Genomic DNA, 15,482 nt, shown 5'->3' with positions numbered 1-15,482 from the left:
TGTATTGCAGGCAGTCTAAGGACTGTCTGTTTTAATACAAATATATGAAAGAGAGGACCTTAGCATGAAGAAAAAAGGTAATTTTAGAAAAGTAGTATCTGGCTTGCTGGCAGGCATGACAATGCTTAGTACAGTGTTATCTCCGATGACAGCATATGCAGCGGAGATCCAGCCAGAGGAAAAACCTCCACTTTATGAGGAAGTGAAAGACCTTCTGGATGAAGATGAGGTAGTGACTGCCAAAGATTATGAAATGGAAGCTGGCAGTGTATTTGATGTGAAATCGGATTATACCGGGCTGGAAATCAAGGATTATAACAAGGTAAAAGTCACATTTGAGGAAGCAAAGAATGACAAGGATGAGGATTTTACGACAGATTATGCGGACACTTACAAAGCGGTCTATTATGTGGAACCGGTAAATCAGGAGCATCCGAAGTACCAGATCAGCCGAAAACTGATTGTGCGTGAGAAAGCAACTGAAGCTCAGACAGAGGTGGCAGGGAGTGAAGCAGTGACCGAATCCGAAACAGCTGTAAGTGAGCAGCAGACAGAGGAAGCGGAGGATTCCGAAGCAGACTCGGAGGTTACCGATATTGACGCTGATGAATTTGATGATTTGGTAGAGCAGGCACAGAATCAGGATACCTATGATGAAGAATCAGGGTTAGAGCTTCATGATGTTTTGGAACAGGCAGGAGACGAAGGTGTGGATCTTGAGGCTATGGAAGAGGGAGAGATTGCAACATTTGAAGCAGTTTCGGCTTATTCAGCAAGAAGTACACAGCAGGTAACAATTGAAAAAGGACCACTGTATAGATATGCAGATTATAATCTTGGAACCTATCTGACAGAGCCGTACTATATCAGCTACGGAAGCGTCAGAGCAACTGCGTATTGTGTACAGCCAGCAAAGCCAGGACCTGGATCTGGAAATTATACAATTACAAAGATTGGAGACAATCAGGCGTTAGCAAAAGTGTGTTATTACGGTACAGATGCCGCAGGAAGTGAAAGCTTTTTTGCGAATAAACACACGGATTTTTCAGAAGGAAAAAGATTCATCATTATTCACATGGCTGCATCATATGCCAACGGAAGTAGTGATGCATTTTACGGAACAAATGCTACAGGAGAGGCTTTGGCAAAAGAACTCTATAATTATTGTGTGAATAAGCCGGAAATACCAGATGTAGCGATGTCATTTTCAAAGCCGGATGTAAAAGCTTATGTAGATGGAAATGTTCAGAGAACGGAGAACATTCAGTTCAACGCATCTTCCCAGCAGAAAATCACAATGGACTTACCAAAAGGAGTAAAGCTCCATAATGTATCTACTGGAAATGTAAGTGCGGCAGGTGCAAGCGTAACAATTGGAGGAGGAACCACGTTTTATCTTTCTGCGCCTCTGACACAGACAAAAGATGTAAATGCTACTTTTTCTGCAAAAATGAAGGGAAGTATTACAAAAGATTACTCAGCATATAAACTGACTACGAATGCAAGTGTTCAGGATTTGGCATTTGTATTTGGAGAAGGTGTTGCTGATGAAAAATATGTAAGCTTAAAGGTGTCCTGGATTGAACAGGCTAAGATCGAAATCGTAAAGAAAGACGATACAGCGGATGTCAATCTTGCAGGTGCAGTATTCGGTGTATACAGCGATGAGGCTTGTACAAAGCTGATCACTCAGATGCCGGCAACGGATAAGAATGGAAAATCTTCTGTTACGATCATCAAGACACAGGATACCGTTTATCTGAAAGAAATCACAGCACCACAGGGATATGTAGTAAATGCAACGGCAACAAATGTAAAACTGGTAGCAAGTAAGACCTCAGCTGTAACCGTGGAAAATAAGGAACAGCTGGCAGAGCTTACCATTTACAAAGAAGGACAGGTTCTGACCGGAGCAGATGTCAGTGAAAATGGAACGGTATTTCAGTATGAAAACCGCAGACAGAAAAATGCAGTGTATAACGTGTATGCCGGGGCAGATATCGTAACAGCTTATGGCACAAAAGTGTACAGCAAAGGTGACCTTGTAAAAGAAAACCTGACAACAGGTGAGAATGGTTCTGTCACACTGAAAAACCTGCATCTTGGAACCTACGTGGTAAAAGAAACAAAAGCACCGGACTCCTTCTATAACGGCAGCGAAGAAAAGTCAGTGACTCTAACTTATGCTGGTCAGAACAAAGAAGTTGTATTTGCAGATGTGACTTTTAACAACGAGAGACAGAAAGCAGATGTTTCCGTAGTAAAAAAGGATAAAGACACCAAGAAACCACTGAAAGGCGGCATTTTTGCTATGTATGTATCCGATGATATCAGAAATGCAGACGGAACCGTTGTTGTGAAAAAAGGAACACTGATTGAGAAAGCAACTACTGGAGCAGATGGAACTGCAAAATTTACAGCAGATCTTCCGATTGGATATTCCTATTCTGTAAAAGAAGATCAGGCGCCGGAAGGCTATGTAAGAAATACAGAAGATGTGTATACGTTCAAGTTTTCTTACACCAATGATAAAGAAGCAACCGTATCATTTGCCCATACCTTCAGCAATGACCGTGTGACAGCAAAGATCAATTTATTCAAAGTTGATAAAGAAACAGGAAAAGCAGTACCACAGGGAGATGCCACACTGAAAGGTGCAGTTTATGGTCTGTATGCCCGTGAAGATATCGTGCATCCGGATGGAGCAACTGGAACTATTTATAAAGCAGGAGAACAGGTAGCTTCTCTTACAACAGATGACAAAGGACAGTCTTCTGTAAATGGCTTATATCTTGGCAAATATTATATCAAAGAGATCACACCGCCGACCGGATACCTGGCAGATACAGAAGAGCATGATCTTGTGTGCAGTTATGAAGGAGATATGACAGCAGAAGTGAAAAGAGAGTGCACTTCCAGTGAGCAGGTCATCAAGCAGCCATTCCAGATCATCAAAGCAGCCAACAATGGAAAGACCGATGCAGATCTGTTATCCGGAGCTGGATTTACAGTTTATCTGAAATCTTCCCTTACAAAGAAAGCAGATGGAAGCTATGATTTTGATTCTGCCAAACCAGTAGTGAGTGGCGAAAATGGAGCTACTGAGATTTTCACAGATGAAAAAGGGTATGCCTGCAGTATTCCATTACCATTTGGAAGCTATATCGTGCGTGAGACAACAACACCGCACAACTACAAGCCGGTCGATGATTTTGAAGTGAATATCACAGAGCATCATCCAAATGAGCCACAGATCTGGCGAGTGCTTCTGGATGAAGAGTTTAAGGCAAAACTGAAAATCGTGAAAAAAGACGATGAAACAAAGAAATCCGTATTGATTGCAGGAACAGAATTTAAGGTATATGACCTGGACAACAAAAAGTATGTGGAACAGGTAACAACTTACCCAGTGACAACCACTCACAAGTCCTATTTTACGGACAGCCAGGGATATCTGATCATGCCGAAGAATCTGAAGATCGGACATTACCGGATTGAGGAAGTCAACGCACCGGAAGGGTACACAATTAACAAGAAGTATGTAGAGATTGCGGTGGATGCAAACACAGCATATCAGATGGATTCTGAGAGCGGAGATGCCATTATTACGGTAGATTACGAGAACCATCCGGTAAAAGGAAAGCTGACGATTTATAAAAAAGGTGAGATGCTGACCGGATTAAAAAAGGATTTTGTTTATGAAGAAAGATACCTGAAAGGTGCATCATTTAATGTCTATGCAGCCGAAAATATCTTTACGCCGGATTATCAGAAAGATGAAAACGGAAACAGACAGCTGATCTATGCAAAAGATGCACTGGTAACAACGGTAACGACCGGAGAAGACGGAAAAGCAGTTGCAGAGAATCTGCCGCTTGGTTCTTACTATGTGGTAGAAAAGACTGCACCGGAAGGATTCGTTCTGAACCATGACAGATCTGATGTCACATTTGTCTATGCCAATCAGGATACACCTGTGATTGAACAGGAAGTGACTGTTGGTGATGACCGACAGAAAGTTGCAATCCAGATAGAAAAACAGGATGCAGAAAATGGTGCAACCGTAGCAGGAGCTGTCTTTGGTATCTATAACAAAGAAGATATCAAGGCAGATGGAAAAGTAATCGTGAAAGCAGACACACTCTTACAGGAAATGACTTCTGATAACGGTGGTCTTGCAGCATGTACGCTGGATCTGCCACTTGGACAGTATTATGTAAAAGAGTTAAAAGCACCGGCGGGATTTGTATCCTCTGATGAAGTTCTGAATCTGGATGCTTCTTACCAGGGACAGGATGTGAAGACAGTAAAACTGAAAACAGTGAAAAAGAACCAGCCGACAACAGTAGAAATCACGAAATCTGATGTAACAACAGGTGTGGAGCTGGATGGGGCAAAACTCACCGTTCTTGATAAAGAAGGAAATGTTGTGGATCAGTGGACTTCTGTAAAAGATCAGCCACATGTGATCAAACGACTGACAGTTGGTGAGGAATACACCCTTCGTGAGGAAATGGCACCTTATGGTTATCTGAAAGCAACGGATGTGAAGTTCACGCTGGAAGATACCGCAGAGATTCAGAAAGTAGAGATGAAAGATGAAGTACCGACAGGACTTCTGATCATCAACAAAAATGGAGAGTTTTTGGATAAAGTGACACTTCTGGACAATGTAAAAGGTACTGTGGAGCATCTCTTTGAATATGTAACTGGAAGTCTTACAGATGTAACTTTCGATGTATTTGCTGCGGAAGATATCAAAGCGGCAGATGGTGTCAGTGAAGATTATTTCAAAGCAGATGAAAAAGTAGGAACCATTACTACGGATTCTAATGGTATTGCACAGATGGAAGATCTACCGGCTGGCAAGTACTATGTGAAGGAAGTAAAAACTGCCCATGGTTATGTGCTGGACGGAGAGCCGAGATATGTTGATCTTTCCTACCGTGATCAGGACACACCAGTCATTACTTATGATGAGAAATGGCAGAATGCCCGTCAGAAAGTAAAGGTTACGGTTGTGAAGAAAGAAAAAGATACAGACCGTGTCCTTGCAGGTGGTGTCTTCGGTCTTTATACCAGTGAAGATATCAAAAATGCAAAGGGCGAGGTACTCCTTGAGAAAGAAAGTCTGATCGAGCAGCGAGTAACGGATGAAAAAGGACAGATTACTTTTACGGCAGATCTTCCGGTAGATGGAAAATACTATGTGAAAGAAATCTTTGCGCCGGACGGATTTGTTACAACAGAAGAAGTACAGGAATTTACCTTTGAATATGCCGGAGAAGACCAGGCAGAAGTAAGCTACGACTTTACTTTTGAAAATCAGCCAACCACAGTGGAGCTGTCCAAAACAGACCTGACAACAGGTAAAGAACTTCCAGGTGCACACCTGAAAGTGATGGATTCAGATGGCAATACAGTAGATGAATGGACTTCTACGGAAGAATCCCATGTGATCAAAGAACTGGTTGTTGGTAAGAAATACACCATGACAGAGACAAAACCGGCAGATGGATATGTCACTGCAGAAAGTATTACTTTCACAGTAGAGAATACAGCAGAGGTTCAGAAGTATGAGATGAAAGATGATGTGACAAAAGTAGAGATCAGTAAGACTGATATCACAGGAGAAACTGAGATTCCAGGTGCGAAACTGACGATTCTCGATAAGGATGATCAGGTAGTAGAGAGCTGGACTTCCACAGAGGAAGCACACTATATCGAAAAACTTCCAATCGGTAAATATACCTTACGTGAAGAGCAGGCACCGAAAGGATATCTTCTGACATCTGATGTGACATTTGAGGTGAAGGATATCGGAGAAATTCAGAAAGTGGCTATGAAAGATGATACTGCCAAGGGAAAAGTGATTCTCAATAAGGCAGATAAATCGTCAGGAGAACCGCTGAAAGGGGTAGAATTTGAAATCCGTGACAGCAAAGGAAAGGTTCTGGAAACCTTAAAGACAGACGCTGCCGGTCATGCAGAAAGTAAGCTGTATGAGATTGCCACATTTAAGAACGGCAAATATGATACAGCAATCAAGTATTATCTGGTGGAAACAAAAACACTGGATGGATACACACTGGATCAGACCAAGCATGAAGTGACATTTGCTTATGCGAATGACAGTACACCAGTCGTGGAAGTTACTTTCAATCTGACAAATGAGAAACCGGAAGTTCCAGAAACACCGAATACACCGGATACACCACAGTCCCATGAAGAGACAAAGGTATCAAATGCACCAAAAACAGGTGACAGCACGAATATTTGGCTGCCGATTCTGCTTCTGGTAATCTCCACAGGAGGTATGGCAGGACTTTATATCTGCAGAAAAAGGAAAAGCAAATAAGGAAACCAACGGTTATGATTGGGAGCTTCTATGTGAGGCTCCCTTTTTCATACAAAAAAATCACAGAAAGGAACAGAAAACTATGATGAAAGCAATGGAAAAAAGACAGGAAGCACGAAAAAACCAGGAGAAAACTTTAAAGAGAATGATGGCTTATCAGAAGAAAGCCGAGCAGATGGTCAGCAGAAAAAGAATGAACCATCACATGATCAGAAAGGGGTAAAAGCGTATGATGAACAGAAAAGAATTTTATGAATATGTCAAAGACAATGTAAAGGAGTATCTGCCAGAGTCTTACAAGGACGCAGAAATTAAACTTCAAGAAGTAGAAAAAAACAATGGGCTGAAGCTTACTGGCATTACAATTCCAAATGGAGATCAGAGAATCGTACCGACAGTCTATCTGGATTCTCTCTATCAGGAATATATCAATGGGAAAGATGTAGATTCTTGTGTTGGTGATGTAGCTGATATGCGTATTGAAGCACAGGGTAAAGCAGAATTTTTTGATATGGGAGTTCCGGACGTTTTTGATTATGAAAAAATGAAGGAAAAACTGCAGGTGAGAATCTGTGACAAGGAATGGAATACCGATCGTCTTGCTGATAAAGTAGTCACAGAACACGGAGATTTTGCAGCTTATTATGCAGTAAATCTGGAGGAAAATGGAGAAGGGATCAGCAGTATTCCGGTAACTGTTTCTCTGATGAACGAGTGGGGAGTATCTGCCGAACAGATTCAAGCGGATGCAATGACGGCAGACCGAAAACGTGGTGTCACACTTATGGATATGAATGAGATTATCAAATCTATGATTTTTGGTGAAGAACCAGAAAACCTGCTGAATGAAAAAATGGATATGGAAGCCATGGAAAAACCAATGTTCTGTCTGACAAACAAAGCTAAGATGAATGGTGCATCACTGTTACTGCAGGAAGACATCCGAAAACAGATTGGGGAATGTCTGGGTAGTGATTATTTTGTCATCCCATCTTCCATTCATGAAGTGCTGATTCTCCCTGATAACGGAATTTTTCAGGTCCCGGAATTAAATGCGATGGTAAAAGAAGTCAATGAGACACAGGTGGAAAGACAGGAGCAGCTTTCCGATAAGGTTCAGTTCTGTGATAAAAAGACCGCAGTATTGGAAAATGCTGAGCGCAGGGAGGCTCGTTTGGAGAAAGAAAAAGCAGCTGAAAAAGCGGAAGTAAAAGGTGGAATCCATGGAAAACTGGAGAAAGCCAAGGCAGAGATCAAGGCAAAAGAGGCAGACAAAACGCCAAAGAACAAGTCAAAAGATCTTGCCGCAGCATTATAAAGAGAAACAACGATGATTTTAAGGGGACTGTGCTAAGCAGTCCCTGATTTTATGAAAAGGAGTAGCACATGGCAAATAAATTATATGCAATGGAACAGCTGACGGAAGAGGTGGCAAAAGATGTAGCTGCCAGTCCGCAGGAATGGATGCGGTTCCTTAACACGGCATCCAGACTGTACAAATACTCTTTTCCAGAACAGCTTTTAATTTATGCACAGCGACCGGAAGCAACTGCCGTAGCATCCATGGAAATCTGGAATCAGAAGATGTACCGATGGATCAAAAAGGGATCTAAGGGGATTGCCTTGATTGACAATACTTCCGGACCGAAAACAAAACTTCGGTATGTATTTGATGTGCAGGACACTTATAAAGTGCGGAATCTTGGAAAGGATCCTCAGTTATGGAATCTTCCAGTAGAAGGAGAACATCTGGTGGCAGATTATCTGCAGGAGCAGTTATCACTGGAAGATACAGAAGGAGGACTTGCTGAAAGTCTGCATCAGGCAGCGAAGGAGAGTATGCAGGAATGGCTTCCAGATGCATTGGAAGAACTGAGACTGGACGTAACAGGGACATTTTTGGAAGAACTGGACGAACAGAATCAGGAAGTAGAATTTCGGGAACTGATGACAAATAGTGTCTGGTGTGTATTATTAAACCGGTGTGGACTGGATGTACAGGAATATCTGGATGCAGAGGATTTTCGGCATATAACGGACTTCAATCAGCTGAAAGTATTAGGACATCTGGGAAGTGCAGTCAACGAGATCAGCAGACCAGTCCTGATGCAGATTGGACGATATGTTCTGAATGATCTGGAAAATGATCTGAAAACGGTTGCAAAAGAAAAAGAAGTAGCTTATAATGAATTTAACACGTTAATTCGTGAAAGTAATACGGATAACGCAGAAGATAGAGAAGAAAAAAAGGAGGAAACAGACTATGAGAGAAATCAGTTACAGCCAGAACGGAGAGTATCAGATTCCAGATATCAGCCTGGAAGAGACGAGAGGAACCATCGGGAAGTACGGAATGATGAGGAAAGAGTATCTGAGAAACCACAAGGTAGCCAGGTTCAACATTCTGACACTGCAGAACCGTCTGGACAGTCACCTGATGGAGATCGACAGTCAGGCAAGGCAGAGAGTAGACAACCTGATGAACGAACTTCTGGAGAAAGATCCGGCACCGGACAAAATGGCAGACGGGATGGCATGGACCAGACACATGAACCAGATCAAGGCACAGGCAGAGGAGCTGGTGATTCAGGAGATTATTTACAGTTAAGCCTGTTCCCAACAGAAGAGGAACAGTTAGGAGAAATAAGGAAAGCGGCAGCTGCATTGGAACAGCCAGCCGCTTTTCTTATTTCCGATGAAGTGGTAAATGATATTCTCCGCACGGGAAGCGGACAGAAAAATACACTGTTTCATATTACAGCAAGACTGATTGAAGGTCTGGATAATGAAGAAATGCGGAGTTTTCTGAAAGATGAATATGGAACTGGTGGCAAAGGATTTACCATAGATGGTCAGAAAATCAGTATCTGGTATGACAATGATGGTATCCGTATCCGGCGAGGGGACTCTGCCAGAAGAAACTTTGACCGCATGGTTACGTGGGAAGAAGCAGCGAACAGAATTCGGGATATGTATGAGGATGGAAATTACGTGGATAATTTGATTTCCAATAATGCCATTGAACAGGAGCAGGAAGAAATGACCAATCTTCTTGCACTTCATTTTCGGGATACTTGCAGAAACTGGGAAAAGAAACAATCATATTCAGACTGGCAGGATGTAGTGAGTGGAGCATGGACAGATCAAGAGGAAGCAGATGCGATTGTCTATCGTTTTGAATGGCTGCAGAAATATATGGATGAGAATCCGGGAGATTATCACCGCTGGGAGATTCAGCATAATCCGGAATATCTCCAACGCTTTCAGGATCTTCAGAGGGAGCGTTCCTGGGTAGACCAGAAATTTACGGTCGAACGTCCGGCACTTTCCTTTATTACACAAGATGAAATAGATGCTGTCCTTAGAAGAGGCGGCATTACAGCCGGAGGGCGCAACCGGATCTATGAGTATTTCATGGAGCATCATGATATGAAAGATGCAGCAGAGTTCCTGAAAAATGAGTATGGAACAGGTGGTGCATCACCTGGGATACCGGGAGCGTATGAATCTGATGCCTCACATGATGCAAAAGGATTAAAACTTGCGAAAGGAAAGATTGGCAGTCCAGAAGTAGAAATTCTATTAAAATGGAATAAGGTTGCAGAACGTGTCCGTCAGCTGATCCGCACCGATGATTTCTTATCACCGGAAGAATTGGAAAAGTATGAAGAGCGGCAGGAAGCACAGAGACTGGCAGATTTGGAAGAAGCACAGCAGATGTTAGGAGAACAGCTGGAGCAGGATACTTTGACAGCGGAAGATATAACTGATTTGAGATTAGTTGATTCAGAATATATGTCCGGTACCAGAACAAGAATCCATGATTTTGATTGCAAAGTTAAGGGAGAAGTGAATCGACTTCAATACACATTAGAATATCATGATGATGGAGAAGGTTTCACGATTCATACGGAAAAAGATGATATTTGGAATCGAATGTCAACACAAGAATTGGAACGTCTGGATGTAAAACTCGGACAAGAAGTACTTTATTATCATTATCACAACAAAACTGTAAATGCGGATACCTTAGATGAATTACGGGAAATCAGGGAAGAAATTATGGAGGAAGAGTCCTCGTATTTTACTGCTATTTCTCAACGTGTGTGGACAGATTATGATAAAAAAGAAAAAGAATTATCGGGAGAAGCTGAGGTATCGGAAGAAAAAGAATCTTTGGAAGAGATTAACGGAATAGCAGAACCGATTCAAGCAACGAACTTCCGTATCACAGATGATGAACTTGGACAGGGAACACCGAAGGAGAAATTCCGAGCCAATATCATGGCTATCCAGTTGTTAAAGAAATGTGAGGATGAGAACCGCAATGCGACATCAGAGGAACAGAAAATCTTATCCAGGTACGTCGGCTGGGGAGGTCTTGCAGATGCATTTGATGAGACAAAAGCTGCATGGGAGACAGAATATCTGGAATTAAAGACGGTTCTTACACCAGAGGAATATGCTGCAGCCAGAGCTTCCACGTTAAATGCTCATTATACACAGCCGATTGTGATTGAAAGTATGTATCAGGTGTTGGAGAATCTGGGATTTACAAAAGGAAATATCCTGGAGCCGTCTATGGGAGTCGGGAACTTCTTTGGAATGCTTCCAGAGAATCTAAATCAGTCCAAACTCTATGGTGTGGAACTGGACAGTATCAGCGGTAGAATTGCAAAGCTACTCTATCCAGATGCCAATATTCAGATCAAAGGTTTTGAGAAGACAGATTATCCTAATGATTTTTTTGATGTGGCGATTGGAAATGTGCCATTTGGTGCATACAAGGTCAATGACCGTCAGTATGATCGCTACAATTTCATGATCCATGATTACTTTCTCGCCAAGACGATAGATCAGTTACGTCCAGGTGGTGTGGCGGCACTGATCACAACAAAGGGAACTATGGATAAGGCGTCACCGGAAGTCCGGAAATATCTGGCAGAGCGGGCAGATCTTTTGGGAGCAATCCGACTGCCGAACACAGCTTTTAAGGCAAATGCGGGAACAGAAGTCAGTGCTGATATCTTGTTTTTCCAAAAGAGGGAAAGCCTTACGAAAGAAATGCCGGAATGGATAAATCTGGATAGTGATGTCAATGGAATTACGGTCAATCAGTATTTTGTTCAGCATCCGGAAATGATTCTGGGTGAGATGAAAGAAGTGTCCGGTCCGTATGGTATGGAAACAACATGTGCTCCAATGGAAGGAGCTGATTTGGAATTACAGTTACAAGAAGCTGTGAAACAAATTAAGGGAAGCATGGTACCGGCAGTAGATGTGGAAACAGAACTGGATGAGATGCCAGAGAGTATTCCGGCTGATCCGAATGTTAGAAATTACAGCTATACGGTGGTAGATGATCAGGTATATTATCGTGTCAACTCTTTGATGAATCAGGTGAAAATGCCTGCAGCCACTGCAGAACGTGTAAAAGGCATGGTTGCAATCCGTGATACCGTTCGTGAGCTGATCGCCATGCAGATGGAAGAATTTGTCACAGACGAAGAAATCCAAAAACAGCAGGAAAAACTGAATCAGGTGTATGATACCTACACAGCAAAGTATGGAGTTATTGGAAGTAATGCTAATAAACGGGCATTTTCTGATGACTCTTCTTATTGTCTGCTGTGTTCCCTGGAAGACTTGAATGAAGATGGAACATTGAAGCGGAAAGCGGACATGTTCACCAAACGAACCATCAAAAAGGCGGTTGCTGTGACAAGTGTGGAGACAGCCACAGAAGCACTTGCTCTGTCTTTAAATGAAAGGGCTAAAGTAGATCTCCCATATATGGCACAGCTGACCGGAAAGACCGAAGAGAAAATTACAGAAGAGCTGGTTGGAGTTATCTTCAAAAATCCACTGACAGACCAGTGGGAAAGCGGAGATGAATATCTCTCCGGAAATGTTAGGGATAAATTAAATACTGCGAGAACTTTTGCAGAGAATCATCCGGAATTCACATCGAATGTGCGTGCACTAGAGGCAGTTCAGCCGAGAGATCTGGAAGCATCGGAGATTGAAGTGCGTATTGGAGCTACCTGGATTGAACCTTCGGATTATCAGGATTTTATGCAAGAAACATTGCATACACCATGGTATCTGCTTCAGAAAGAAATACAGGTGAAATTCTCTGAGGTAAATGGTGAGTGGAGGATTACAGGAAAGAATGCCGACAGTCCCCAAAATGCGTTTGCCTATGCAACGTATGGAACTGAGAGAGCAAATGCCTATAAGATTCTGGAAGATACCCTGAACCTGAAAGATGTACGCATCTATGATAAGAGTGTCAATGAGAATGGTGATGAAATCCGTGTCCTCAATAAGAAAGAAACCATGCTGGCATCACAGAAGCAGGATGCCATGAAAGCAGCATTTAAAGACTGGATTTTTAAAGATCAGCAGAGGCGTGAACGACTGGTAAAGGTGTACAATGAACGATTTAACAGCATCCGTCCCCGTGAATACGATGGCAGTCATTTAACTTTCCCAGGAATGAATCCGGAAATTGAACTTCGCCCACATCAGAAAAACGCTGTCGCACACCAGCTTTATGGAGAGAATGTGCTTCTTGCTCATGTAGTAGGAGCTGGCAAGACCTACGAAATGGTAGCGGCGGCAATGGAGAGTAAACGAGTGGGATTATCACAGAAAAATCTTTTTGTTGTGCCAAACCATCTGACAGAACAGTGGGGAGCTGAGTTCCTGCAGTTATATCCGGGTGCCAATATTCTTGTGGCAACGAAGAAAGATTTTGAACCGGCAAACCGAAAGAAGTTTTGTGCCAGAATCGCTATGGGGAATTATGATGCCATTATCATTGGGCATTCCCAGTTTGAGCGTATTCCAATCTCTGATGAGAGACAGGAATCTATGCTTAGAAAGCAGATTGATGATCTGGAAATGGCAATCCAGAGTGCAAGGTATGAACAGGACGGCGGGCGTTATACCGTCAAACAGATTGAAAAGACCAGAAAAACCCTGCAGACAAGACTGGAAAAACTGAATCAGAAAGAGAGAAAAGATCAGGTAGTTACGTTTGAAGAACTGGGAGTGGATCATTTGTATGTAGATGAAGCACACAGCTATAAAAATGCGTTTCTCTATACAAAAATGAGAAACGTAGCCGGGATTGCACAGAACGAAGCACAGAAGTCGGCAGATATGTTCAATAAATGCCAGTATCTGGATGAGATTACCGGAGGAAAAGGCATTACCTTTGCTACAGGCACACCAATCAGTAACAGCATGACGGAATTATATGTTATGCAACGGTATCTGCAGAACAGTAAATTACAAAATATGGGACTTGGACTGTTTGATTCCTGGGCTTCCACCTTTGGAGAAGTTGTCACGAGCATCGAACTTGCACCGGAAGGAACTGGATATCGAGCAAAATCAAGATTCGCCAGATTCTATAATATCCCAGAACTGATGAATATGTTCAAGGAGATTGCAGATATCAAGACTTTCGATCAGTTAAAACTACCTGTGCCGGAAGCAGAATATGAAACAGTGGTGCTGAAACCAACGGAACAGCAGAAAGAAATCGTAGAAAGCCTTGGAGAACGTGCGGAAGTGGTAAGAAACGGTGGTGTAGATGCCAGTGTAGACAATATGCTGAAAATTACCAATGATGGAAGAAAGTTAGCATTGGATCAGCGTTTGGTGAATGAATTATTGCCAGATAATCCGGAAAGCAAAATAGCAGTCTGTGCAGAGAAAAGCTATGAAATCTGGAAAGATACAGCAGCACAGAAATCAGCACAGTTGATTTTCTGTGATTTGAGCACACCGAAAGGCGATGGCAGTTTCAATGTTTATGATGATTTGAAGCAGAAACTGATAGAGAAAGGTGTACCGGAAAAAGAGATTGCGTTTATTCATGATGCAAATACAGAAGCAAAAAAGACGGAGCTGTTTGGAAAAGTGAAATCCGGGCAGGTTCGTTTTTTGATTGGTTCGACAGCAAAAATGGGTGCTGGAACCAATGTGCAGGACCGTCTGATTGCCCTGCATCATCTGGATATTGGTTGGAAACCATCTGACTTGGAACAGAGGGAAGGACGTATCATCCGTCAGGGAAACCATAATAAAAAGGTTCATATCTTTCGATATGTAACAGAATCCACATTCGACAGCTACATGTGGCAGTTGATCGAGAACAAGCAGAAATTCATTTCCCAGATTATGACCAGCAAAGCACCTGTCAGAAGTTGTGAAGATGTAGACGAAGCGGCACTTTCCTATGCGGAGGTCAAGGCACTTGCAACCGGAAATCCGGCAGTAAAAGAGAAGATGGCATTGGATGTGGATGTGGCAAAGTTGAAACTTTTAAAAGCCAACCACATGAATAACCAGTACCGCCTGGAAGATGATATTGCAAGGAATTTTCCACAACAGATTGCAAAACTGACGGAAATCATAGACAGCTACAAGGCAGACATCGCCCATTATTCTGAGCATAAAATCACAGATCCAGAGCAGTTTACTATGGAAATCGGAGGAAAGGTATTTACAGAGAAGAAAGAAGCAGGAGCCGCTCTTCTAGCAGTATGTAAAGATATTAAAGCAGTAGATGCTGTGATGGATATCGGAAACTATCAGGGATTCAATATGAGGATACAGTTTGATAGCTGGAGTAAAGAATTTATTCTGTCTGTCAAGCATGAAGCTGTATCGAAAGTTCATCTTGGAGCAGATGCACTTGGAAATATTACCCGTATCAATAATCTCTTGGACAGTTATCCGGAGAAGATGGCAGAAGCAGAGCAAAGACTGGAAACAGTGTATGAACAGCTTGCAAATGCAAAAGAAGAGGTTGGAAAGCCATTTCCAAAAGAAGAGGAGTTGAACCAGAAACTGGAGCGACTGTCAGAGTTAAATGCATTGCTCAATATGGATGAACGGGAAGATGCAGAAGCAGAGGTATCTGAATCAGATGAGAAAGAAGAAAGACCAGCACGAGGTTCTATCCATGAAAAACTGCAGATTTATAAAGAAAAGAGTCAACGGGAAAGTGAAACTGGCAAGGAAACCAGAAAACGGGACTTCGGTTTGGAATAATTAAACAGGAAAGATGGCATAATTTGGTAGAAGAAGGTTCTGCCGGTTATGCCAT

At 42.4% G+C, this 15,482-nt stretch carries 4 protein-coding genes; all 4 read left to right on the top strand.

The window, feature by feature from the left end; translation table 11 throughout:
• Positions 1–64: 64 nt before the first annotated feature.
• The 4 genes from WKT00_RS09195 to WKT00_RS09180 all read left to right on the top strand — a co-directional run bounded on the left by WKT00_RS09195 (position 65) and on the right by WKT00_RS09180 (position 15,427).
• Positions 65–6,358 (top strand): SpaA isopeptide-forming pilin-related protein, encoded by a 6,294-nt coding sequence (locus WKT00_RS09195; RefSeq protein ID WP_340263236.1) that lies wholly within the window; start codon positions 65–67, stop codon positions 6,356–6,358.
• An 82-nt stretch (positions 6,359–6,440) separates the two neighbouring features.
• Complete coding sequence (locus WKT00_RS09190; RefSeq protein WP_005344203.1) at positions 6,441–6,581, top strand: hypothetical protein; 141 nt, start codon at positions 6,441–6,443, stop codon at positions 6,579–6,581.
• Between the two features lie 6 nt (positions 6,582–6,587).
• On the top strand, positions 6,588–7,676 hold the full coding sequence (locus WKT00_RS09185) for a DUF5688 family protein (RefSeq protein WP_340263234.1): 1,089 nt from the start codon (positions 6,588–6,590) through the stop codon (positions 7,674–7,676).
• A 68-nt stretch (positions 7,677–7,744) separates the two neighbouring features.
• Positions 7,745–15,427, top strand: coding sequence for a DEAD/DEAH box helicase family protein (locus WKT00_RS09180; protein ID WP_340263232.1), 7,683 nt, complete (start codon positions 7,745–7,747; stop codon positions 15,425–15,427).
• Positions 15,428–15,482: the final 55 nt, after the last annotated feature.

It is taken from the genome of Dorea sp. ICN-14282 (assembly GCF_037890115.1).
Classification (GTDB): domain Bacteria; phylum Bacillota; class Clostridia; order Lachnospirales; family Lachnospiraceae; genus Dorea_B; species Dorea_B phocaeensis.
Note: the sequence above shows the minus strand (reverse complement) of the source record. Positions and strands in the feature narration are given on the sequence as shown.

What these genes read in the sequence shown, in the direction of transcription:
- WKT00_RS09195 (WP_340263236.1), top strand. Translation starts at nt 65, where the DNA reads ATGAAGAAAAAAGGTAATTTTAGAAAAGTAGTATCTGGCTTGCTGGCA.
- WKT00_RS09190 (WP_005344203.1), top strand. Translation starts at nt 6,441, where the DNA reads ATGATGAAAGCAATGGAAAAAAGACAGGAAGCACGAAAAAACCAGGAG.
- WKT00_RS09185 (WP_340263234.1), top strand. Translation starts at nt 6,588, where the DNA reads ATGATGAACAGAAAAGAATTTTATGAATATGTCAAAGACAATGTAAAG.
- WKT00_RS09180 (WP_340263232.1), top strand. Translation starts at nt 7,745, where the DNA reads ATGGCAAATAAATTATATGCAATGGAACAGCTGACGGAAGAGGTGGCA.